Annotated in this window: 17 protein-coding genes; 15 read left to right on the plus strand and 2 right to left on the minus strand. The window is 53.8% G+C overall.

From position 1 onward, the window contains the following. The first annotated feature begins 34 nt into the window (after positions 1-34). The 7 genes from NT140_09880 (at position 35) to NT140_09910 (ending at position 7729) form a co-directional block, all read left to right on the plus strand. Positions 35-1426 (plus strand): FAD-binding protein, encoded by a 1392-nt coding sequence (locus tag NT140_09880; GenBank protein MCX5832175.1) that lies wholly within the window; start codon positions 35-37, stop codon positions 1424-1426. A 19-nt stretch (positions 1427-1445) separates the two neighbouring features. Next, positions 1446-2798 (plus strand): FAD-binding oxidoreductase, encoded by a 1353-nt coding sequence (locus tag NT140_09885; GenBank protein ID MCX5832176.1) that lies wholly within the window; start codon positions 1446-1448, stop codon positions 2796-2798. 59 nt (positions 2799-2857) lie between these two features. Continuing rightward, positions 2858-4162 (plus strand): (Fe-S)-binding protein, encoded by a 1305-nt coding sequence (locus tag NT140_09890; protein ID MCX5832177.1) that lies wholly within the window; start codon positions 2858-2860, stop codon positions 4160-4162. Positions 4163-4335: 173 nt separating this feature from the next. Next, positions 4336-5295: a D-glycerate dehydrogenase gene (locus NT140_09895; protein MCX5832178.1), complete on the plus strand. Its 960-nt coding sequence runs from the start codon at positions 4336-4338 to the stop codon at positions 5293-5295. A gap of 141 nt (positions 5296-5436) precedes the next feature. Further along, positions 5437-6342 carry a hypothetical protein gene (locus NT140_09900; protein MCX5832179.1) on the plus strand — a complete coding sequence of 302 codons (906 nt, stop codon included), beginning with the start codon at positions 5437-5439 and terminating at the stop codon, positions 6340-6342. Between the two features lie 47 nt (positions 6343-6389). Further along, a complete protein-coding gene (locus tag NT140_09905) occupies positions 6390-6833 on the plus strand; it encodes a Rid family detoxifying hydrolase (GenBank protein MCX5832180.1) in 444 nt (147 codons plus the stop codon). 140 nt (positions 6834-6973) lie between these two features. Further along, complete coding sequence (locus NT140_09910) at positions 6974-7729, plus strand: SDR family NAD(P)-dependent oxidoreductase (protein ID MCX5832181.1); 756 nt, start codon at positions 6974-6976, stop codon at positions 7727-7729. 79 nt (positions 7730-7808) lie between these two features. Here NT140_09910 and NT140_09915 read toward each other — a convergent pair whose 3' ends face one another. Then, positions 7809-9437 (minus strand): diguanylate cyclase, encoded by a 1629-nt coding sequence (locus tag NT140_09915; GenBank protein MCX5832182.1) that lies wholly within the window; start codon positions 9435-9437, stop codon positions 7809-7811. Between the two features lie 460 nt (positions 9438-9897). Between NT140_09915 and NT140_09920 the strand changes: the two genes are divergently transcribed. Next, a complete protein-coding gene (locus tag NT140_09920; protein ID MCX5832183.1) occupies positions 9898-10449 on the plus strand; it encodes a hypothetical protein in 552 nt (183 codons plus the stop codon). Between the two features lie 61 nt (positions 10450-10510). Here NT140_09920 and NT140_09925 read toward each other — a convergent pair whose 3' ends face one another. Beyond that, positions 10511-10645 (minus strand): hypothetical protein, encoded by a 135-nt coding sequence (locus NT140_09925; GenBank protein ID MCX5832184.1) that lies wholly within the window; start codon positions 10643-10645, stop codon positions 10511-10513. A 47-nt stretch (positions 10646-10692) separates the two neighbouring features. Here NT140_09925 and NT140_09930 point away from each other — a divergent pair, with 47 nt between their 5' ends. The 7 genes from NT140_09930 to NT140_09960 all read left to right on the plus strand — a co-directional run bounded on the left by NT140_09930 (position 10693) and on the right by NT140_09960 (position 23440). Then, positions 10693-11571, plus strand: coding sequence for an ABC transporter substrate-binding protein (locus NT140_09930; GenBank protein MCX5832185.1), 879 nt, complete (start codon positions 10693-10695; stop codon positions 11569-11571). A 24-nt stretch (positions 11572-11595) separates the two neighbouring features. Then, complete coding sequence (locus NT140_09935) at positions 11596-12792, plus strand: PAS domain S-box protein (protein MCX5832186.1); 1197 nt, start codon at positions 11596-11598, stop codon at positions 12790-12792. A 20-nt stretch (positions 12793-12812) separates the two neighbouring features. Continuing rightward, complete coding sequence (locus tag NT140_09940) at positions 12813-14258, plus strand: chemotaxis protein (GenBank protein MCX5832187.1); 1446 nt, start codon at positions 12813-12815, stop codon at positions 14256-14258. Positions 14259-14341: 83 nt separating this feature from the next. After that, on the plus strand, positions 14342-16126 hold the full coding sequence (locus NT140_09945; protein MCX5832188.1) for an MCP four helix bundle domain-containing protein: 1785 nt from the start codon (positions 14342-14344) through the stop codon (positions 16124-16126). Positions 16127-16197: 71 nt separating this feature from the next. Then, the gene (locus NT140_09950; GenBank protein ID MCX5832189.1) at positions 16198-20268 is read left to right on the plus strand and encodes a response regulator; all 4071 of its coding nucleotides are present in this window, start codon (positions 16198-16200) and stop codon (positions 20266-20268) included. A 146-nt stretch (positions 20269-20414) separates the two neighbouring features. After that, positions 20415-22880 (plus strand): transporter substrate-binding domain-containing protein, encoded by a 2466-nt coding sequence (locus tag NT140_09955; GenBank protein MCX5832190.1) that lies wholly within the window; start codon positions 20415-20417, stop codon positions 22878-22880. Between the two features lie 32 nt (positions 22881-22912). Further along, positions 22913-23440, plus strand: a complete 528-nt coding sequence (locus tag NT140_09960) for a 4-vinyl reductase (protein ID MCX5832191.1) — start codon at positions 22913-22915, stop codon at positions 23438-23440. Positions 23441-23447: the final 7 nt, after the last annotated feature.

Genomic DNA, 23447 nt, shown 5'->3' on the forward strand with positions numbered 1-23447 from the left:
ATGCTACAATCCGGGCCGTCGAAAGGAGTTCACGATGAAAAAAGAAGATATGATCGCCGAACTGACTCGCCTGGCAGGTAAGGACAATGTACTGGATTCGGAGATGCAGCTCAGGCTCTACGAGTATGATGCCTCGCTGATCCGTTCGAGACCGGACTGCATTGTCTTTCCGACTTCCACGGAGGCGGTGTCCAATATCCTGAAATTTGCCTGCAAAAACGGTATTCCCGTTATTGCCAGGGGAGCGGGGACAAACCTGAGCGGGGGCAGTATCTGCCTGCCGGGCGGCATTTGTCTCGTCATGACCAAAATGAACCAGATCATCGAGCTTGATATTGAGAATCAGCGGGTCGTAGTGGAGCCCGGCGTAATTACGCTGGATCTGAAAAATATGCTGGCCCGGCACGGCTATCTGTACCAGCCCGATCCCGCCAGTGAAAAAGTGAGTACGATTGGAGGGAATATCGGCGAAAACTCCGGAGGCCCCCATTGCCTTAAGTACGGGGTCACGAGCAACCATGTCCTGGGGGGCGAGTTGGTCCTTTATGATGGAGAGGTCGTGCAGATCGGCGGCAAGACCCTGGACAACCCCGGTTATGACCTGACGGGCATCATTGTCGGGTCCGAGGGAACGCTGGGCGTCATGACCAAAGTCATCCTCCGTATTATGCCGAAGACGGAAGCCGTGAAGACGATGATGTGCATCTTCAATTCCATCGGCGAGGGAGGCAATGCCGTGTCAGCCATCATTGCCGATGGCATTATACCCGCCACCCTCGAGATGATGGATAACCTGACCATCAAGGCTGTGGAAGAAGCTTACCACCTGGGATTTCCCACCGATGCGGAGGCCATCCTGATTATTGAGCTCGACGGCCTGAAGGACGGCATGGAACGGCTGACGGAGCGCATCATGGAAATTTGCAGAATACACAACGTTCGTGAGATCCGGGTTGCCCGGGACCAGGCGGAACGCGATAAGATCTGGGCCGGTCGCAAGGGTGCCTTTGGCGCGGTAGGCAGACTGCGTCCCAATTACCTGGTCAATGACGGCACGGTGCCCCGTACCCGGCTGCCCGAAACGCTGGCCGGGGTGGTTGCCATCGGCAAGAAGTACAACCTGCCTATCGCCAATGTTTTTCATGCGGGGGACGGGAATCTGCACCCGCTCATACTTTTTGACGAACGGGACAAAGACGAGTTGGAGCGGGTTCACGCCGCCGCAACGGAGATCATGAAGCTCTGTGCGGAGATGGGGGGGACGATCAGCGGCGAACATGGCATCGGTGCGGAAAAGCTGCGCGGGATGCCTCTGGTTTGCAGCGTTTATGATCTGGCCGCCATGGCAAAGGTAAAACAGGCATTTGATCCTGCCAACATCTACAATCCGGGCAAGGTGCTGCCGGAACAGGAAAAAGCGGCATAAGCAGGAAGGGAGACCGTGCATGTCCAATTCCAACCAGTTAGCTTCCGTCCTTAAAGGGATTGTTGGAGAGTCCAATGTGATACAGGATTCCGACAGGCTTCAGGCCTGTGCGGTGGACGGCCTGGCGCCGCAGGCCATCGTCTGCCCCGGGAGTGCGGCCGAAATATCCAGCCTGTTTCTCTATGCCAATACGGAGAAGCTGGCGATCGTACCGCGCGGCAGCGGCACCAAGATGGCGGCGGGCGGGATTCCCACCAGGATTGACCTGGTACTGTCCACGGCGCGTCTGAATCGGATCGTTGATAATGACATCGCCAACTTGAGCTTGACCGTGGAATCAGGGCTTACTCTGGCCGCTGTGCAGAAGCTTCTGGCCGGGGAAAAGAAGGGATATTTCCTGCCGCTCGATCCCCCCTATTCGGAAAAAGCCACCCTGGGCGGCATCATCGCCGCCAACGCCAGCGGGCCGAAGAGGTTCGTCTACGGCTCTGCCCGGGACCTGCTGCTGGGTCTTAAGGCCGTTACGCCCACGGGAGATATCGTCTCTTTCGGCGGTAAGACGGTAAAAAACGTCTCCGGATACGACATGACCAAGCTCATGATCGGTTCCTGGGGAGGTCTGGGCGTCATAACCGAAATTACGACGAAACTCCTGCCGCTCCCGGAGGCCTCGGCGACGGTGCTGGTATCCTTCGCGACGCCGGCGGCAGCCGGCCAGTTCATCCGGAAAATCATCCATTCCGCCCTCTTGCCCTCCGCCGTGGAGCTTCTCGAAAGTAAGGCCGCCGCCCGGCTGGGCGAAAAGACCAATTATCTTGCGGCCTTCAGTCTGGAAGGTGTTCCGGAGGCGGTGGAACGGCAGATCACCGCAATCGGTGAAGATGCCCGGAAGGAAGGGGCTGTCGCGGTAAAGGTCCTGAAAGGGACGGAAGACCAAGCCTTTTGGATCCAGATTCGCGACTTCGCCCTTGATCTCACGGAGGAGTTTACCCATCCCGTTATCCTCAGATCCAATTTCCTCATTTCGCGGCAGGCAGCAATTATGGAGAGTTACGAAGCAATGGCGCAGGCGGCGGGGGTCGCTGCCGCCTTCATTGCCCATGCCGGCAGCGGCATCATCTATACCTGCCTGCTTTTGAACACCGGCGCCTCGACAAGTATGGAGGGAATAATCGCGCTCATCGGCAAACTTACGACTGAGGCGCGGAAACAAGGCGGCAATCTCGTCGTCGAGTTATGCCCGCGGAAGATTAAAGAGACGGTCAGTGTCTGGGGAGAGCCCCGGAGCGATTATGTGGTCATGCGCCGCCTGAAGGAAAAAATGGACCCGGCAGGCATTCTGAACCCGGGCCGGCTGGCGGGAGGCATTTAGCGGCGGCACGGACGCCTTTATTTGCATTCCGTGCTTTGGTTCATAAAAAAGGAAGAATTATGCCAGACGGGTCGTTATTCAGTGAAAATACGAAGGAAAATATCTATCACTGCATCAAATGCGGTTTATGCATTGCCCACTGCCCGGTTTACAAAGAGGAGCTCATAGAAGAAGCGACGCCCCGCGGCAAGGTTCAGCTTTCCCGGTACCTCTCCGAAGGCAGCCTGCAACTTTCCGAAGAGGTGAAAAACGCTTTTTTCTCCTCCTGCCTGCTCTGCGGTTCCTGCGTGGCCAATTGTCCCAGCGGTGTTCACGGAGACCACCTTTTTTCCGGCGTCCGCTGGCGGGCCGTGCAGCAGTATGGCATTGACTGGAAAAAGAAAGTGATGTTCCAACTGCTGGCCAATCAGTGGATGATGTCCCCCTCGGCCTGGTTCGGCAAATGGGCGCTGAAGATGTTTGGGGGTTCCCGGATGGAATCGTCACTGCACGCCGGCGCTCTGGATGTGGCGCGGATCCCGGCCTTCAACGAAAAACCGTTCTCCCGGATGGTTCTTGAGGTGGTGAAACCCGCAGGAACCGTCAGGGCGAAAGTCCTCTATTTCCATGGTTGCGCAACCAATTACCTCTACGGTGATATCGGGATCGCGGTAGTGGCTGTGCTTAACAGCATGGGTGTAGAAGTCATCATTCCCCCGGAGCAGACCTGCTGCGGCCTTCCCATTTTTATGTCCGGTGATCGCGAGACGTCGCTAAAGTGTATCCGGTCCACGCTTGCCACCTTTGCCCGCCCGGACATTGACGCCGTCGTGGTGGACTGTGCCACCTGCGGCGCTGCCCTGAAAAACGAGTATGCCCACCTGCTACTCGATCTGCGCCAGTTGGGCGAAGATGTGAAGGATGAGGAAATCAAGGCGGCGGAACTGCTCTCGGCCAAGTTGCAGGATGTTACCGTCTTTATCGAAGAGCACCGGGACTGGCTGCCCGCGATGAAGCCCACAATAAAAGAAGGCGGCCCCACGGTCCGGGTCACCTACCACGATCCCTGCCATCTCATCAAGGGGCAAAAGATAAGCATTCAGCCCCGGAACATCCTGAAGTCCCTGCCCGGGGTGGAGTATGTGGAATTGCCGGGTGCCGGTGATTGCTGCGGCGGCGGCGGTTCCTTCCAGGTGGAGCATGCGGAGATATCGCGGAAGATCACCAAACGCAAGGTGGACAACATCCACGACACGAAGGCCAATATACTGGCCACCTGCTGCCCGGGCTGCAATCTGACCATTGCCAACCATCTCGACCCCACGCAGGGTGTGAAAGTAATGCACCCGGTGCAACTGCTCCAGATGGCGATCGCCGGAAAATAACAACGCGATTTGTCATAACATTGAGGCAATTGCAAAAGTCGCATAAATGCCCCGTAGGTCATTCCGGCGGAGGCCGGAATCCAGAAATTTGAATGCGTTACGAGCGCGCTGGACACCGGTTTTCACCGGTGTGACGAGTTTTGCAATTGGCTCCATCTACAGAGGATATAGTTATGAAGCCCGTTATCCTTGTTACCCGCAAGCTGCCCGAGGCCGTGGAGGCTCGTCTGCAACGGGACTATGCCCCCCGTTTCAATCCCGGGGACGTTCCCTATGCAAGCGACGAGATGATCGAACGCGCCGGTGGCGCCGACGCCATTCTTGCCTGTCACACGGAAACATTCAGCGCCGCAGTGATTGCCCGTCTGCCCAAAAGTGTCCGCGCCATTGCCAATTTTTCCGTAGGCTACGACCACGTTAACACCGCGACCGCCAGATCGAGGGGGATCATCGTTACGAACACCCCCGATGTGTTGTCCGATGCCACAGCGGAACTGACCTTGATGCTGATGTTGGGTGCTGCGCGGCGCGCCAGCGAGGGAGAGCAATTGGTCCGCACCCGCCAGTGGAAGGACTGGAGCCCCAGTTTCATGGTGGGCGTCCAGGTTACGGGCAAGCGGCTGGGTATTATCGGATTTGGCCGCGTCGGTCGGGTCGTCGCCAAACGCGCCCGCGGCTTGGACATGGAGATCCACTATACCGACATACAGAGAATGCCGCCTGCGCTTGAGGAAGGAGCAATCTATCACGAGACCCCTGAGGATATGCTGCCGCACTGCGATTTTTTAACGCTCCACTGCGTGTCCACCCCGACAACCTTCCGGTTGCTGAACGCCGAGCGCATCGCCCTCCTCCCGGACGGCGCCATTGTGGTCAATGCGAGCCGCGGCGCCGTTATTGACGATGAAGCGCTGATAGCGGCGCTCAAATCAGGGAAGCTGACCGCCGCCGGTTTGGACGTCTACAATAACGAACCGGACATTCATCCGGAATACCGGCAGTTGCCGAACGTATTCCTGATGCCGCACATCGGCAGCGCCACCAAGGAAACAAGGGACGCCATGGGGTTCCGGGCGCTCGACAACCTGGACGCCATCTTTGCCGGACGGGAGCCCCGCGACCGCGTGGCCTGAGAATGTCCGCCACCTCTCTTATTATACAACAAATGAAGCTGGATGGTTTTATTCTGGGATTGAGTAACGTGATATGCGTGCTTGCTTGCGCTTTCGCGCCATGGTATAAGTAATCATCAGTTGCAGGGAAAGGAAAAGGCAATGGAAAGGCTTGGGGTGGTGTCTACTATCTGGGCCAAGTGTCTATTGGCTGGAGACCAGTTTGAGGATCTGGCCCTGTGCTTTGGAAGGGAAGGCTTCTCGGATATCGAGATCAGGGACGGCGATTACCTGAGAAATTCGGACTTTGGCCTTTTTTTAAGCGAAATTGAGAAGGTGTCCGAACATTACCCGGCAGCCGCATGGAGAGGGGTGTGCGAGGCGCTCTCAGCGGGCGGCGATCCCGCCGCAGCTATTAGGCAGGTGGATCGCCCCTTTTTTCAGCGGATCCGTCGTTTCCAGGAAAAAACATTGGGCATTACCTTCACCTATGCCCTGCAGCATCCCTGGTTGAGCAGGCCGGACGATGAGGAGGCGCATGACCGGCAGATCATTTCCGCAAAAAAACTCGCTTTTCTTCTTTCTCCCCCCTGTGCCCGGATACGCCTCGTGGATCTCAGTTCCCCGGAGCCGATTGACACGTCGGCCGCCGCCGCCAACTTGGGCCGCTACCTCTCTTTGGCAAGCGAAATTCCCGTAATCCAGGCGGTGGAAAACTCGAACCAGTCCGCGCTTTTCACCGGGAAAATAGCCACCGGGGCCGGCTTTTTCATGGTCTACGATGAGGCCAATCTTTACCTTCCGGGGGGCCGGATTCTCGAACCGCCGGTGCGTTTTTGGGAATCGCTCGCACCTCGCTCGCTGGTCTCGGTTCATTTGAAACAAAAATCGGCCGAGGGAATATTGCCCCACCTCGGCCCTGGCCGGGTAGATCTTTCCGGCATCCTGAGTTGGGTCCGGAAAATTTCTTTCACCGGCGATCTCCTGCTCGAGAACGCGGCTTCGGAAAATCCACTCCAGGAAGCGGAAAGGAGCCGGAACTACTTATTGGGTTTGGCCGGGGTTTGAGGCTGGTGGGCCTTACATCATCAAACAACGATTTATAGGAGAGAGAAATGAATGATTTAGCAATACCACCCCCAAAATTGACAGCGCCAACTACGACAACTGGCGTGCAGCTCATGAACGATATTCCTGATGTACCTAAAGCAGTTGGCCCTTATTCTCAGCTATCTATTGCGGGCGATACAATATATCTTTCCGGTCAGTTACCATTAGACCCTAAAACCGGAAAATTAGTCAGCGGCACGATTGAGGAGCAAACTGAACAAGTATTTAATAACATCGAGGCGGTGTTAAAAGGTGTAGGGTTGGGATTGATTGATGTTGCCCGTTCCAGCGTGTATCTCACTGATATGAGCACATTCCCGAATATGAACGCAATTTATGCAAAAAGATTTGGCGATAATAAACCAGCTCGAGAAACCATTGGAGTTAGTGCGCTTGCATTAGGAGCAGCCATTGAGATAACGGTTATTGCCCATAAAAGAAAAGAATAAAAAGTATGTCAGAGAAAATCGCATGATGCTTCATTTCCAATCATTGCTCTTTTGGACAGAAGCAATGCCTTATCAAAGAGCGCAGCGGGCGGCAAAATTAAGATTTTAATAAGCGCTTAAACATTGAACGGGGTTGGAATATGAAATTAAAGGGAAAAGTGGCCTTCCTGACGGCGGCAGCCGGGGCGGGGATCGGTCAGGCAGTCGCGCGCACGTTCGCACGGGAAGGCGCCTGCGTTGTTGTGACCGATGCGCACAGGGAGAGGGCGACTGCAGTAGCAGAGGCGATACGCGTGGAATACGGCACGGAAACCCTCGGCATGACATGCGATGCAGCAAACCGGGACGATGTTGAACGTACCGTGGGCGCAACCATTGAACGTTTGGGCCGTATAGACATCCTCTTTAACAATGCCGGTACAAACCGTCCTTCCCGGATCGTAGATATGAGTGATGAAGACTGGGAGCTTGTCATCAATGTGTCGCTGCGGGGGGTCTTTTATTGCTGCCGGGCGGTTCTGCCTGTGATGATGAAGCAAGAATATGGACGTATTGTGAGTATGACATCTGTGGCGGGGTTTAGGGGTCTTAAGGCCGGACATGCCCATTATGCTGCGGCAAAGGCCGGCGTCATGGCATTCACACGCTGCCTTGCCATGGAGGCGGCGCCTTACCATGTTACCGCCAACACAATTGCTCCGAGCTTTATCTATAATGAATTTATCCCGAACATCTATCCGGAAGAAGAAATTGAAAGGATGCGCGAAGAGATCCCCTACCCCCGCAAAGGAACGCCGCAGGACATTGCCAATACAGTCCTGTTCCTTGTTTCTGACGAAGGCGAATATGTTACGGGCCAGACCATCTGCGTAACAGGCGGGAGCTGGATGAGATGAAGAAGGGCGGAAGATAGAACTACAATCTTGAAATGCGCATCGCGCATCGCGAAGTCCCTGGAAACGTAAATCGTAAAATTCAATGAATACTGTTTGAAAGGGAGTTCCCTTGAGGGAGAAGGCTCTTCTTGTTTTGCTTCTGCTCATACATCAATTTGTCCGCAGAGACCATGAGTTCTTCAATAGAACAGGGATTTTCAGGATCATAGTGAGAGCAACCGACACTGATTGAAAGTTTGTATCTCCGGTTTTCCTGATTGTTTCTTGTGTCAATCAGAGACTGCAACCGGATGGTAAAGACACTATAATTTTCTTTGGCTATATCTACGGCAAGGGCGGCATATTCATCTCCTCCCAGACGAGCAATTATGTCGGAGGCTCTGAAGGTCTCTTTTAACACGGTGGCTGCTTCAATGAGCGCCTTATCTCCTTCTTCATGACCCAGCGTATCATTAACCCACTTCAGTCCGTCCAGATCCGCAAAAAAGAGCAGCATTTCAGTCTTATTCCTTATTGACAGTTTAAGCTGCTGCTCCGCAAGAGATAAAAACCCCCTTCTGTTATGCAGTCCCGTGAGCTGGTCGGTGATTGAAAGGGAAAGGATTTGCTCCTCCATCCGCTTGCGCATTATTGCCTCGCCTATGTGCGATGCTATTCCTTCCAGGAGCTCAATCGTCTCCAGGGAGAAGCTTCCTTTGCGCCGGTCGTTGAGATGGAGCAAACCAACAATCATTTCCTTGTTCCGAATGGGAACCAGGGCCACAGAGGCATAGCCTTCATGTATGCATCGGTTGCGTGGATGAAGTCGGGGACCCTGATCGGACGGAAGGTCGAGGAGAGGGAAGGAATCGTTTATCCAGAAACTCCCCCCCGGTGTGAAGAGTGGGCTGGCTGAATCGAGCTTGCCGGAAATGACCAGACCGCAAGTGCATTCGAGCCTGACGCTACCATCCTCGCTCCGGCAGATTCCGCCATCCGTGGCATGCTCGATTAGCGAGTTTTCCGTCAGCAGAAAATCATTGGAAAAACCATCCTGGGCGAAATACGGGAAGTCATCCCCATCTTGCAGGCGAATACCCACGGCATCGAATCCTGTCCCTTTCTTCAATACTTCGAGGACGAGCTGGATGGCATCCTGCAGATCTCTTGACTCGTTTAGTATCTGTAGGATTTCCATTCCCATTTCTCTATATGCTTCCTGCAACTTGCTGTCAGTGATGTCGCGAACAATACTCAGATACCCGCTCAGTTCCCCATTTTTTAAATAATAACAGGAGGATGAAATTGAGCAGATGATTTTCTGACCATCTTTTCTTTTCTGAATTATCTCATAATTTTTAATGCCCTTATTTTTCTCGATAACATTGCGAAATTTTACACGATCCTCCGGATTGTCATAAAATTGAGTGATCGATTCACCAATTATCCCTTCGACGTTACAGCCTAAAATGTCGCAGAATGCCTGATTGGCTTCAACAATTTTTCCATCAAGCGTTGTCTGGCATACGCCATCCATCGAATCAATAAACAATTTGTGGTACTTCTCTGCGACATCCAAGAGAGATGCTTCAAATTGCATCCGCTTCTCAGTTTCCACAATCTTTTCAAGCGATAGTTGTTCTTGTCTTTTCTGCACCCGGTAAGCTGTAGCACCTATAACCATTACACCAAAAGTAATCCCGATAATGTGCGAATAAAATATCGTCATTCCTGGAAATATCAGATAATTAGCATATTGAAATGCGGCGATCACAGTAAGGACCAGCAACATCACTTCCAATAAAGAGCGGAGCAGTGTCTTTTGTTTAGGGGATTGATTCATCGGCGTGTGATTGTTTTCTTCCATCACATTGTCAAAAATTCATAGTCGTTTATTCCTGATCGAAAGAGTGAACCTCTGCCAGAATTGCAGGGGGCCTTGTTTCAGGAAGCTATCCACACCCTCGTTCATCCGAAAAATTCCCTCCGAAATCTGCACATTTCAATTGGATATTGACAAGATATTGCTTACGATGGGCGGGAGTATAGAGGGGCCGTTTTTGCTTGTCAAGGGATATTATACGCCCGAATTGCCTCAAATAAAATGTTACCCAAGGAGGGGTTGAAAAGGGATCGTTGACTCATAATTTGATGTTACCGAACATCGACTTCCTAAAGGAGAGATAATTATGAGTCCACGGTCCAAACGAGAGTATCGGGAGGCAGTCTATTTACGATATAAAAAAGCCACCCGCCATGAAAAGACCGCCATCCTGGATGAATTCTGCGACACCTGCGGATGTCACCGCAAACATGCCATAAGGGTTCTCAAAAGATTCAAGCGCTTTACCAAACCAAAGCCAAAAAGAAGAGGGAAACCTTCCATTTATCGGAACGAAGCCACCATCAACCCTATGAAAGAAATCTGGCTTGCTGCGAATCTGCCCTGTTCAAAACGCCTCAAAGTAATGCTGCCGATCTGGCTGCCCGGATATGTTGAGCTCTTCGGCAAACTTTCTTTCGAGGTTACCAATGCCTTACTGAAAATCTCCCCCTCAACCATGGACAGGATTCTTAAACATATCCGATTCCATTACACAAAACGAGGCCGGAGCACCACCAAGCCAGGAACCCTTTTACGAAAACAGATTCCCATTAAAACACTACCACCTCCTAAGGCATTTTACCGAAAGAAAACAACCCGTCCAGTTCACGAGAAGCAGAGCCTATCACAAAGATGACAACGCCCATATCGAACAGAAAAACTGGACTCACATCAGGCAGTGGCTCGGATACGATCGCTTAGATAACCCAAACGTCGTACCACTCCTCAACAACCTCTCTACCAAGGAATGGAGACACTTCCCCAACTTCTTCTGCCCATCCGTAAAACTCATCGCAAAACAAAGAGTCGGCTCCAAAATCATCAAACGTCATGATCCTCCCCAAACCCCTTACCAGAGAATCATGGAATCTTTACCCAGATTGTTTCCCATCAGGCGCTTGACGCCGATCAGAAGGGCTTTGAAGATGCCTTGAGCGGCAGCGGCTACAAGGAAGGTGTAAATGTCACCTACGACCGTCAAAACGCCCAGGGTGACATGAACAAAGCCAACGCCATTGCCCAGAAGTTCATCAACGATAAAGTTGACCTGATTCATGCCATTGCCACGCCGACGACCCAGTCGGTGGTGAAGATTACGAAGAATATTCCCGTTGTCTTTTCATCAATCACCGATCCGGTCAGTGCAGGAATTGTTCCGAAGGACAGTGCTCCGGGCAGAAAGACCGGCACCAATGTGACGGGCGTGAGCGATCGCTGGCCCGTATCCCGCCAGATGGAGATGTACGCCAAGATCGTTCCCAAAGCAAAGCAATGGGGTACCATTTACAATCCCAGCGAGGCCAATTCTGTCGTTCATATCAAGGAAATGAAGGAAGCCGCGATTAAACTTGGCCTGGAACTTGTTGAGGTGACGATTGCCGACCGTTCAGAAGTTCCAAAAGCTGTAAGCTCTCTTGTCGGCAAAGTGCAGGCCATTGCGATGACATCCGACAATACGGCCATTTCCAATTTCGAGGCCATCGTAAAAGTATGCAATGAGAAAAAGATTGCGCTTTTCACGGGGGACCTGGAAAGCGTCGCGAAGGGATCAATCGCCTCGTACGGATTGGACTATTTCCTGGTCGGCTACTCGGCAGGAAAGAAGGCTGTGGTGGTTCTCAAGGGTCTGAAAGCCGGAGAAGTTCCCTGGGGACCGATGGAAAAATTCAGTTTGGTCATCAATCAAAGCGCTGCGAAAATCCAGGGGGTGACCATTCCGCCCGATATCCTGAAGAAGGCCGACAAGGTGCTCAAGTAAGGAAACAAAGAGGAAAGCAGGCAAATGCGATTCTTCAATAGCGTCAAGGCGTTGTATGCGGCGGTCGGGATACTGTTTCTCACCTTTGTCCTTGGCTACTACCTGGATGTGCAGAACGTAGCCATGAATGACCGGCATCTGAAAATAAGCACGGCATTGGAACGGATGATGCGGTTGGATCAAGAGCTGACGAGCATGCTCTCGCTGGCGGTGGTGGAGCACAATGAGCTGCGCGTAACGCGTTATGAAACGGTTCTCCAGAATGCGGAGACAACTATCAAAGAAGTAGTTGATTTCACCAAAGATCAGAAGATGCAGCAGGAAGTCGCTGCGATGACTGAGGGCCTGAAAAAAATTCGCGATATTGAGACAGCTGCCCTCCAGCAGCTCAGAGCAGACAAGTGGAAAGAGGCAGGGGAGATACTCTTTGGCCAATATTATCTGAGTGCGAAAAAAACCTATGAAATTGACAGTGAAACAATTCCGGGCATTGTATTAGGAGAAATCGGCAAGATCGAAAAGCGGTTCAACAGAATCAAATCGGCGGCGCTGGCGGCCCGCATCGGCGCCCTTTTTCTTTTGCTGTGGACGGGCATCATGTTTTCGCGCCGAACCAAAGCCGACCTGGCCGAACAAGTACGATTACAGACGGAGATTTCCGCGGCAAACAAATTATTGGAAGAGCGCGTACGAGAGCGGACCGAGGAACTCCGGCTCCTGCTGCAGTCGGCCGGCGAAGGCATGTTCGGTGTGGATGCCGCCGGGGAGGTAACGTTCGTCAATCCCGTCGCCCTGAACCTGCTGGGTTTTACGGAAGAGGAGATGATCGGCAAAGAAGTGCATGGCCTTTTCCACCACTCTCACAAGGACGGCTCTCACTACCCAAAGGAGGATTGCCCCATACTCGCCACCTGGACCTATGGCACCCAAAATCGTGCGACCAACGACGCGTTCTGGCGCAAGGACGGCCGGAGCTTCCCCGTGGAGTATACGAGCACGCCGATCATGAAGGACGAGAAGGTCAGCGGGGCGGTCGTGACCTTTCGCGACATCACGGAGCGCAAGCAGGCGGAAAAGGAGCTCAAGGAACATATGGATGAATTGGAGAGCTTTACCCGCCTGACCATTGACCGGGAGGAAAAAATGATCGAGCTCAAAGAGGAAATCAATAATCTTTTGGAGCAAACAGGCCGGGAGAAAAAATATACGATTGTTGAGTAACCCCGATAAATGGATCGATAATGCATTCGGATTTATTAACGAAATATCTTCACGTTGTTGGTGTCGGTGCTTCGGCCGGCGGGCTGGAAGCGATGGGAGCGCTATTTTCCAAACTATTGCCATCGGGACGTGTTGCTTATGTCATCGCCCAGCATATGGCCAAGGATGGCCATAGTGAACTGGTAGCGCGCACGCTCAACCGGCAGTCACCGCTTCCCGTTGTGGAAGCCAGCGGCAGCGACCTGCTTGAACCTGATAAGGTCTATCTCATCCCATCGGGATCTGACGGTGAGGTGAAGAACGGGCGCATTTACCTGCTGCCTCCTGCACCGGAACATCTGTCCACTCCGTCGGTGAATTTCTTGTTTGCCTCGATTGCTGGGGAGTACGGCAAACGGTCCATCGGTATCGTTCTTTCCGGTGCGGGGTCAGACGGCGCTGCCGGGTGCCGGGCAATCAAAGCGTGCGGGGGAAAAACGATCGTGCAGACACCGCAATCGGCCCAATATTCCGGCATGCCATTAGCCGTGATCAGAGCCGGTGCAGCGGATGCGGAGATGGATATTGCGGGCATCGCCCGGCATCTGACCATCCTGTTCCCACCTGCTCAACCCGTGCCGGCGGCCGCAGTGCAACCTGCTGCATCAGCCACCGCTGCTCCACCGAATCCGTATCTGGCCACATTGCTTAAACGCGTGTTTGACGCGACGGGAGTGGACTTCACCAGTTACAAGGAAGAAACCCTGCAGCGCCGATTAGACCGGCGACTTGCTACGTTGAAGATCGAGTCCGTCGAACAATACCTGCGGTACACCGAGCAGAATCCCCGCGAGTTGACCATTCTTCAGCGCCTTTTCCTGGTGTCCTTGTCGTCCTTCTTCCGCGATAGCGCAGCCTTTGCCTTAGTCGAAAAATATCTGGCCGAACTGGTCAGGCAAAAGAAACCCGGCGACGCCATACGCCTCTGGGTGCCGGGCTGTGCCTCGGGAGAAGAGTGCTACACCTTCGCCATCATGCTTGCCGAAATACTGGGTGAAAACTTCAGGAATTTCAACATCACCATCCTCGGCAGCGACCTCAGCCCCGACGCGCTGGCATTGGCCCGGGACGGTATCTATCGTCAAACCGCGTTCAAGGAAACCGACCCAAAGATCCTAAAAGGCTATTTTGAGCACAAGGGCCAGCAGTATCACGTATCCCCGCCCATACGCGCCGTCTGCGAGTTCATGCAACAGGACGTGGCGAGCGCCAAAGCGCCGGAAAATCTGAATGTCATCAGTTGCCGCAAACTGCTCATCTACATGAAGAGCAATTTGCAGGATCAACTGTTCAAAAAGTTCCATCAGGCATTATTGCCCAACGGGCTGCTTTTCATCGGGCAATCGGAAAATATCGGCCTGCTCGGTAATTCCCTGTTCACGCCGGTAGACCATTACCACAGGCTCTACCGGCGCAGGGGGGCGTGAGTTATCCCCCGGGTTCTTGGTGGTAATAACACAAAATATAAGATAGTTAGGGAGTTAACTCAGCATAAGGAGAGGGTGAAATCGTGGGAAGATTAATGGTCGTTCTGGAAAAACTAAAACTGTCAACCAAGCTGTTGATAGGCTTTAGCGTGGGGCTGCTCATTGCCATATTGATCGGTGCCAATGCCATCAGCTCCCTGAATGAGATGAGCGAGCAAGCCCAGGTTCTTTATGAGCTGGATTTGCTCGGGATTTCACACCTCAAGGAAGCCAATATCAATCTCATCTACATGGGGAGAAGTATGCGGCAGATGATGCTGGCGTCCGATGCCGAGGGTCGGGAAAAAGCCCTTGCCATGATAAACAAGGCAACCGTCACCTTGCAGAAGGAATTGGCCGAAGCCCGCAAAACCATTTTCCGTGAAGAAAACAAAAAACTGTTGCTCAAGTTCGAAGCCCAGTTCGATCAATACAGGCGCAATGTGAATCGGGCGGTAACATTGCTGGAAAAAGACGGCTTCCGGGCAGGCGAGGCGGTGGCATACATTTCCAGCCCGGAATTCATAAAAGTTGGTAACGATGCCGACGAGACCATAGACGCGATTTCCAAAATCAAGGAAGAAGGCGCGGGGAAGACGGCACAGGCACTAGCAGCTTTGAGCAAGAAAAGCCGCTATATTTCGTTGATATTGATACTGGCAGGAATGGTATGTGGAGGCATTGGCGGATTGATTATGGGCGCATCCATCAAGCGACCGAACGACAGACTGCGCAATTCCGTCGAAGGACTGGCGGCCGGAAAACTCAACAACGCCATCCCCCATGCGGACTATAACAATGAAATCGGCGTCATGGCCCGCGCTATCCAGGTGTTGCAAAATGTCTGCCGCAACATGGATAACCAGCGGTGGATCAAGACGAATGTGGCAGAGATTGCCTCCCGATTGCAGCATGCCGAAGACTACAGCGGTCTGGCGCGAGAATTCATGTCCGCAGCTTGCCCATTGCTGGGGGCTGGTCTGGGCGCTTTATACCTTCATGAGGGAAATGAATTGCGACTGCTCGGCACCTATGGCTGGCGCGAGCGCAAGAACCTGAATCTGAAATTGGCGCTGGGCGAAGGGTTGCTCGGTCAAAGTGCGCTGGAGAAACAACCCATCACGATTACCAATCCACCGGAGGATTACATCAAGATCGGCTCGGCCCTGGGAGAAGCAACGCCCCGAACCGTTTCGGTATTGCCGATCATGCAGTTGGACGAGCTTCTCGGCATGCTGGAACTGGCGTCTTTCCAGCCTGTCAGCGAGCGCGAAACCGAGTTGCTCGATGCGCTGATACCTGTTCTGGCGACGAGCATGCAGATTCTGGAGCGGAACATCAACGCGCGGCGGCTGATGCAGGAGGCCCAGGAACGGGCCACGCAGATGGAAACGCAGGCGGCACAATTGGAAGAGCAATCCGTGGAGATGGAAGCCCAGCAGGCCGAGCTTCTCAAGATGGAGGATTGGTACCGCAGTATCGTGGAAGCCGCCAACGCCATGTTGGTGGTTGATGAGCAAGGCGTCATCATCCTCTGCAACCCCCAGGCCGAAACCATTTTTGGCTATGCAGAGGGTGAACTTGCCGGTCAGCGGGTGGACGCACTGCTGCCTTCCTGGGCTCAGGCAGATGCTCAGGCCAGGCTCATGGCAGCAGACGATCCATTGAAAAAGCATGCCATCATGAATTTGAATGCCCTTAGCAAGGATGGGAGCGAGGTTATCATCGAAGTGGCATTAAACAGGCTGCCGGACTCCGGGGACAAGGGCGCCTGTACATGCGTATCGGTCAGGGATTTGACGGGGCGTGGGGAAACACCGGTGACTTGAACACTATCTACAAGCCAATCCCGCTAACCGATAAGGTCGCAGGTAAACGGGATAAGCAAGCGGGAGCAAGTATGAATAAACTGAATGCCTACTTTCAAAGATTGACCGTGGTTCAGCGCGTGGCTGGCTTTGCCGCCATCTCCATTATCGCCGTCATGTTTGTCGGGCTGACAACATTTCCTGAACTCAACAAGCTGGCGGCAATCAACCAGCGTTTCTACGAACATTCCCTTACTACGACCAATACCGTCAGGGATATGAAATTCACGCTTCTCTACATGCGGCGCGTGACGCGGGATGCCATCTTTGAAACCGATCCCGGTAAACGGGCTGAACAAATCGCCAGCCTGGAAACGTATCACCGCACGTTTTTCGATCAAACTGCCATCCTCCGCAAATCGTTTCTCGGGGAGCAGCAACTGGTTTCCGATGCGGAAACACAGTATCGAAACCTGGTTGCCTATACCAACGAGTCGCTGGCGATACTCAAAGCCGGCAAGCAAGACGAAGCCTGGAAAAGATGCATTGACCGCACCCCCGGCAATCCGGGCCCGCTGGTTGCGGAAAAGCTCGATCAGATGCTCACGGAAGCTTCTGGAAGGGCGGCGAAGATGAACCAGGAGGCGAAAGATATCTACCAGAGCCAGGCGCGTGAGGCCATCTATGAGCTGGTGTTTGGTTTTTTGCTGCTTCTTGGCGCGGCATTCCTGTTCACGCGCTCCATTACCCGTCCACTCGGCGCGCTGCGCGGCAGCATCGTTGCGTTATCGGAAGGAAAACTGGCAGAGGTCATTCCCTTTCAAGACCAGAAAAATGAGATGGGTGAGATCAGTAGGGGGGTGGTGGTTTTACAGGATGTTTATCGCAAGATGGAAGCACAGGGCTGGGTCAAAACCCATGTCGGTGAAATCTCTACCAAGCTGCAGCAAGCCGGAACTTTTGTCGATCTAGCACAATCTTTTTTATCCTGCATTGCCCCGTTGGTCAGCGCCGGACATGCAGTAGTCTATATTCTCGACAAGGAGGACAACCGCCTACGCCTGATGGCCAGTTACGGCTATCGCGAACGCAAGCAGCTCAACCAGTCCTTCGGCATTGGCGAAGGCCTGGTTGGCCAGTGCGCTTTCGAAAAAGCGCCGATCACCCTGACCAACCCGCCGGAAGACTACGTGCGTATCGGGTCGGGGCTGGGTGAACTGACACCGAGATGCATTGCGGTGCTGCCGATTTTGCACACCGACAAAGTACTCGGCGTATTCGAGATCGCTTCATTCCAGTTCTTTGATGACAAGTCAATGGCGCTGTTGGAGCAGATCATGCCCATATTGGCCGCAAACCTGGAAATACTCGGACAGAGCCTCCAGACTCAGCGCCTGCTGGAAGAATCCCGGGAACAGGCAAAACGCATGGAAATGCAGGCTGCCCAGTTGGAAGAGCAGTCCGTGGAAATGGCCGCTCAGCAAAATGAACTCATGCAGACGGAAGCCCTGACCCGCCAAGCCGAGGAGCGGAGCCGGCTGATTCTCAACTCCGTAAGCGACGGGCTCTTTGGCCTTGGCATGGATGGCAAAATATCCTTCGTCAATCCGGCGACGTGTGCACTTCTTGGATATACGGAGGAAGAACTCATCGGCAAGCTGATGCATGCCCAGGTTCACTACGCCTATCACGACGGCTCGGAGTTTCCGCGGCTGCAGTGCCCTATGTACCTTTCTTCCCAGGACGGCATAGCCCGTACGGTGGACACGGAGGTTCTCTGGCGCAAGGACGGCAAGCCGATTCCCGTGGAATATACCACAACACCAGTCTGGAAAGACGGCCAGGTGGCCGGGACGGTCGTTTCGTGCCGCGACATTACAGAACGCAAGGAAGTTGAAACGGCGATGCGGGCAGCCAAGGAACTTGCCGAGGCCGCCTCCCAGACCAAAGCGGACTTTCTGGCGAATATGAGCCATGAGATCCGGACACCCATGAACGCCATCGTCGGGTTCTCAGGTTTGGCTATGAAGACGGATCTTGATAAAAAGCAGCGTGACTACATCCGCAAGATCCAGCAATCAGGTACACATCTTTTGGGAATCATCAACGACATCCTCGATTTCTCCAAAATAGAGGCAGGCAAGCTCTCGGTGGAGCAAACGGATTTTGAGCTGGAGAAGATGCTGGAGAATGTCTCCAACCTTATTTCCGAGAAAGCGACCAACAAAGGGCTGGAGCTGGTATTCGACATTCAGAAGGGAACTCCCAATTATCTCGTTGGCGACCCGCTGCGGCTCGGACAGATCATGGTCAATTACTCCAATAATGCCGTCAAGTTCACCGAGCAGGGTGAAATTGTCGTCGGCGTCCGAGTCGAAGAGGAAACCAACGAAAATGTGCTGATGCGCTTTTCCGTCCGAGATACGGGCATCGGCCTCACGGAGGAGCAGATCGGCAATCTGTTCCAGTCTTTCCAGCAGGCCGACATGTCCACATCGCGGAAGTACGGCGGCACGGGACTGGGGCTGGCCATCTCCAAAAAACTGGCCAACCTCATGGGCGGCGATGTGGTGGTCGAAAGCGAGTACGGCAAGGGAAGCACCTTCTGGTTTACCGCCCGTTTGGGCAAAGGCGTTGGCAAGGCAAGAACATTCCTGCCCGACCCCGATCTGAGGGGACGGCGGCTGCTGGTGGTGGACGACAACGAGATGAACCGCATCGTCCTTTCCGAGATGCTGACAGGCATGACCTTTACCGTGAGGGATGTCGCCTCCGGCAAGGCGGCGCTGGAGGAGATCCGCTCAGCCGCTGACGCGGGCCAGCCTTACGATGTCATCCTGCTCGACTGGCAGATGCCCGGCATGGACGGGATCGAAACGGCAAAAGCGATTCGAGCGTTACCCGTTTCTCCGCTTCCGCACATGGTCATGGTAACGGCCTACGGCCGCGAGGAGATATTGAAGGAGGCGGCCCTGGCGGGGCTCGAGGATGTGCTGATAAAACCGGTCGGCGCTTCGACGATGTTCGACACCATGGTCCAGGTTCTCGGCGGAAAGCGTGATGAAACCCAGGATGAGGATCAGCAGGCGACGCCGCTGGCACAAGACCTCAACACGATCAAGGGCTCTTCGATCCTTCTGGTGGAGGACAACGAGTTCAACCAGCAGATCGCCAGTGAACTGCTCGCCGATGCGGGATTCAAGGTGGATATCGCCGCAGATGGTCAGAAGTCCATCGAGATGCTCAATAAACATCTCTATGACATTGTGCTCATGGATATGCAGATGCCCGTTATGGATGGTGTGACGGCCACTATTGAAATTCGTAAAAATGACCGCTTCAAGGATCTGCCGATTTTAGCCATGACGGCAAACGTTATGGAGGCGGATGTGGAAAGATGCCGGAAAGCGGGCATGCAGGACCATATCGGTAAGCCGATCGATCCCGATGAGCTATTCGGCAAATTATTGAAGTGGGTGAAGCCGCGCCAGAGCGAAGAGGTGCAGGAAACGGCCGCACCGCCACCAACGGAAGCAACAAAGGAAGAGCTAAAACCGACCCGGCAGGACGACCTGCCCGAGATTCCGGGGCTCGACACCAAGCTCGGATTGAAACGGGTGATGGGCAAGAAGACCTTTTATGTTGACATGCTGAAAAAATATATCGAAAACCAGGGGCAGGCCCCTGTGCAGATCCTCCAAAGCCTGGATGCTGATGATTACGCGACGGCGGAGCGTCAGGCCCACACTGCCAAAGGGGTCAGCGGGAACATCGGCGCTACGGGGCTCCAGGGAATGGCAGCCGCCCTCGAGAAAGCTATCCGCGAGAAATCGCCTCGCGAGGAAATCGGGGCACTGCTGGCAACGTTCGGAGCGGCCCACGGCAAACTCATTGCCGGCCTGACGGAGGCTTTTCCGTCGGCAGTGGCTATGGAAGAGACGGCTACAGCGATCGATGAGGCAAAGGCAAAAGAGGTTTGCGAAAAAATGCGGGAGTTCCTAACCAACGATGACGCCGAGGCGGTGGACTATATCGAGGCGGAAAAGAACGCTCTGCGCTACATTATGGGGACAGATCACTTCGGCCCCTTCGCGCAGGCCATTGGGCAGTATGATTTTTCCCAAGCCCTGGAGTTATTAAAATCGCGGGTAGAACGCGCATGACGGCTAACCGTCAAAAAGAACAAAAAAATCTCCCCCACCCCCTCTTTGCCAAAGAGGGGGATAACAAATCCCCCCTTAGCAAGGGGAGATACAGGGGGATTTGATGCGTATTTTCAGATGAAAAAAAGTAGCAGCGAAGGGTGATCATGATGAATGGTAAACGGGTGCTCCTCACTAGTATCCTGGCGCTTCTTTTATCCACGTCCATCGCCCTGCCATCCCTGGCATCAGAGAAAGCCGGGGGCGGGCGGGTCGCCTTGACAGCGGAAGAGCAGGCCTTTCTGGCCGGCAAACAGTTGCGCCTCGGAGTGGACTCAGCCCGTCCGCCCTTTGAATTCCTTGATGAGAAAGGCGTATACTCGGGGATCAGCGCCGACTTTATGCAAGCAAGCCTCCAGCGTCTCGGCGTCCCCTTTGTCCTGGTTCCCGGCCTCAATGTCGGCGCCGCCATGAAGAAAATGAAAGAGGGCGAAATAGACGTTGTCCCTAAGATTTCGCCCGATCCGGAACGGGCGAAAGAGATCCTCTTTACCCGGTCCCATGCCACCTTTGCCTCGGTTATCGTTACGCGCCAGAATGTCCGCGCCATAAAGGGCATCGATGATCTCGCAGGGCTCAAGGTCGGCGTATTGAAGGGCCTTATTGTCGAGGCCAGCGTGAAACGCGACTTTCCCAATCTGCCGCTCATATCGCTGCCCGACGTCCGCACGGCTCTGGTCGAGCTTTCCTCCGGCCAAATTGATGTGTACATTGATAACATGGCCATCGTATCCTACAATATCGGCAAGCTCGGCTTGAACAACCTTAAAATCGCTGCCCAGACACCTTACAATTATGACATGGCCTTTGGCGTGAGAAAAGACTGGCCGCTTTTGGCATCGGCTCTCGATAAAGCTCTGGCAAGTCTGTCAAAAGAGGAAAAGATTGCAATAACGGATCGCTGGCTTCCCGTTGTATACCAGCAGTCGGGCATTAACTGGAAAGTATACCTCCCCATCGTTTTCGTGCTGCTCATCATAATCGTTACGGTGGTCATCTGGAACCGGAGTTTACGGCGCGTCATCGGGGAACGCGAGCTGATCCAGGCGGAACTCAAGGAAAATACCCGATTGCTTGAGTTCCGCAGTACGGTTAAGGCGAAGCTCGCCCAGATATCCATCGAGCTGCAACAGGCAGCATCTTTCGAGGAATTGGCGCGCACCTTTTTGTCTCAGATTGCACCCCTGACGGGTGCGGCCTATGGTGTCTTCTATCTTATGGATGAACAAAAACAACTGCTGCAAGCCGTGGGCGGGTACGGGTGGATGGAGGCGGAGGCAAAAAGCCGCCAGTTCCAGATTGGTCAGGGGCTCGTAGGGCAGTGCGCCCGGGAAAAGAAACCACTGAGTTTCAACAGCACCCCAGGCAGTCACATCCGGATTACCTGGGGAGGCGGGCAGTTCGATCCCCGGGCGATCCTGATGCAACCCATTTTAGAGCAGGATAAGATTCTCGCGGTGGTCGAGCTTGGCGCCCTGCAACCCTTCACCCCGGAGCACCAGGCGCTCCTTGACGAGATCATACCGACGGTGGCCTTGAATCTCTCAATCACCCGGCGGAATCTGACGACCCAGGAACTGCTGGCCAAGGGTCAGGAGCAGATTGCGGAGTTGGGCAAAGCGCGGAAAGCAACGTTAAATATCCTGGAAGATCTGGAATCATCGAGAAAAGAAACGGTCGCCACCATGCAGAAGATCAACGCCATGAGCCAGGCGGTCTATGACGCCCTCGTGATGATTGATGACCAGGGCAAGGTACAGTTCTGGAATCAGGGGGCGGTGAAGCTGTTCGGATATTCTGCCGAAGAGGCCATGGGCATAGATTTTCATACAGCGGTGGTTCCCGCAGGAGAACAGGAGAAAGCTCAGGCCGGACTCAGGCATTTTGCCGCGACAGGTCAGGGCGTTCTTTTTGGAGGCACAGTCGAGACCCATGCCGTCAACCGTGCAGGTCAGACTTTTCCCGTGGAGGTCAACCTGTCGCCCTTCCAGGTGGGAGAAAAGTGGTTTGCCGTAGGTACGGTGCGCAACATCACCGCACGCAAGCAGGCCGAAGCGGCACTGCGCACCAGCCAGAGTCAGATGCGCACCCTGGTGGACAGCTTTCAGTCCCTGATCTTTATGAAGGACGCCGAGGGGCGATATCTCCTGATTAACGCATTTAACGAACAGAATACAGGAGTCCCCGAACGGGACGTGCTTGGCAAGACCGATTTCGACATACTGCCCCGCGAACTGGCGGAAAAAATCGTTGCCCAGGATCGCGAGGTCATGGACGCGAGAAAAGGGGTGACCTTCGAGATGCCGGGGCGCCCGGGAACCGACCGAGTCTTTCTCGCCAACAAGGTGCCGTTGATCAACGAGATCGGTGAGGTTTACGGGATCTGTGGCATTTCCACCGACATCACGGATCGCAAACTGGCGGAAAAAGAGCTGCAGGAGAAGATGGAAGAGCTGGAGCGCTTCAGCCGCCTGACGGTCAACCGCGAAGAAAAGATGATCCAACTCAAGGAGGAGATCAATACCCTCCTAGAGCAGATGGGCAAGGAGAAAAGGTATAAGATCGTTGAGTAATAGCTAACCACTTCATTGAAAAGGAGGATACTATGTTCAAAGAGGAAAGAGACACATCGTTGTTCGATTGGAGCATGATCGGAAATATTGCGCAGGGCCGTCCCAATCTTGGCAATACCATGGATGTGGCGGTCTATCGCCTCATGCAGTTTACGCTGCGGGACGTCATTATTCAGGAGTTCGATACGGCAACGGCGGAGCGGATTTATTACAAGGCCGGCGAGCTTGCGGGCCGGGAAGTCTTCAATAATCTGATCACCCAAAAAACCGATTTCGGCCTCTTTGTGAAGGAATTGCAGGATCTTCTGGCTGCTTTGAAGATCGGCATCCTGAGAGTGGAAAAATCGGATATGGCGAAAATGGAATTCACGCTCACCGTCGCGGAAGATCTGGATTGTTCGGGACTGCCAATCTCCGACGAGACCATCTGTACCTACGACGAGGGATTTATCAGCGGCCTTTTGTTTGGTTTTTCCGGGAAAATATTCGTCGTAAAAGAGGTCGATTGCTGGTGCTCGGGTGACCGGGTATGCCGCTTTGAAGTCAAGCCAGGCGCTTAGGATAAAA

This window comes from Deltaproteobacteria bacterium (genome assembly GCA_026388415.1).
Classification (GTDB): domain Bacteria; phylum Desulfobacterota; class Syntrophia; order Syntrophales; family JACQWR01; genus JAPLJV01.

What these genes read in the sequence shown, in the direction of transcription:
- NT140_09880 (MCX5832175.1), top strand. Translation starts at nt 35, where the DNA reads ATGAAAAAAGAAGATATGATCGCCGAACTGACTCGCCTGGCAGGTAAG.
- NT140_09885 (MCX5832176.1), top strand. Translation starts at nt 1,446, where the DNA reads ATGTCCAATTCCAACCAGTTAGCTTCCGTCCTTAAAGGGATTGTTGGA.
- NT140_09890 (MCX5832177.1), top strand. Translation starts at nt 2,858, where the DNA reads ATGCCAGACGGGTCGTTATTCAGTGAAAATACGAAGGAAAATATCTAT.
- NT140_09895 (MCX5832178.1), top strand. Translation starts at nt 4,336, where the DNA reads ATGAAGCCCGTTATCCTTGTTACCCGCAAGCTGCCCGAGGCCGTGGAG.
- NT140_09900 (MCX5832179.1), top strand. Translation starts at nt 5,437, where the DNA reads ATGGAAAGGCTTGGGGTGGTGTCTACTATCTGGGCCAAGTGTCTATTG.
- NT140_09905 (MCX5832180.1), top strand. Translation starts at nt 6,390, where the DNA reads ATGAATGATTTAGCAATACCACCCCCAAAATTGACAGCGCCAACTACG.
- NT140_09910 (MCX5832181.1), top strand. Translation starts at nt 6,974, where the DNA reads ATGAAATTAAAGGGAAAAGTGGCCTTCCTGACGGCGGCAGCCGGGGCG.
- NT140_09915 (MCX5832182.1), bottom strand. Translation starts at nt 9,437, where the DNA reads ATGACGATATTTTATTCGCACATTATCGGGATTACTTTTGGTGTAATG.
- NT140_09920 (MCX5832183.1), top strand. Translation starts at nt 9,898, where the DNA reads ATGAGTCCACGGTCCAAACGAGAGTATCGGGAGGCAGTCTATTTACGA.
- NT140_09925 (MCX5832184.1), bottom strand. Translation starts at nt 10,645, where the DNA reads ATGACGTTTGATGATTTTGGAGCCGACTCTTTGTTTTGCGATGAGTTT.
- NT140_09935 (MCX5832186.1), top strand. Translation starts at nt 11,596, where the DNA reads ATGCGATTCTTCAATAGCGTCAAGGCGTTGTATGCGGCGGTCGGGATA.
- NT140_09940 (MCX5832187.1), top strand. Translation starts at nt 12,813, where the DNA reads ATGCATTCGGATTTATTAACGAAATATCTTCACGTTGTTGGTGTCGGT.
- NT140_09950 (MCX5832189.1), top strand. Translation starts at nt 16,198, where the DNA reads ATGAATAAACTGAATGCCTACTTTCAAAGATTGACCGTGGTTCAGCGC.
- NT140_09955 (MCX5832190.1), top strand. Translation starts at nt 20,415, where the DNA reads ATGATGAATGGTAAACGGGTGCTCCTCACTAGTATCCTGGCGCTTCTT.
- NT140_09960 (MCX5832191.1), top strand. Translation starts at nt 22,913, where the DNA reads ATGTTCAAAGAGGAAAGAGACACATCGTTGTTCGATTGGAGCATGATC.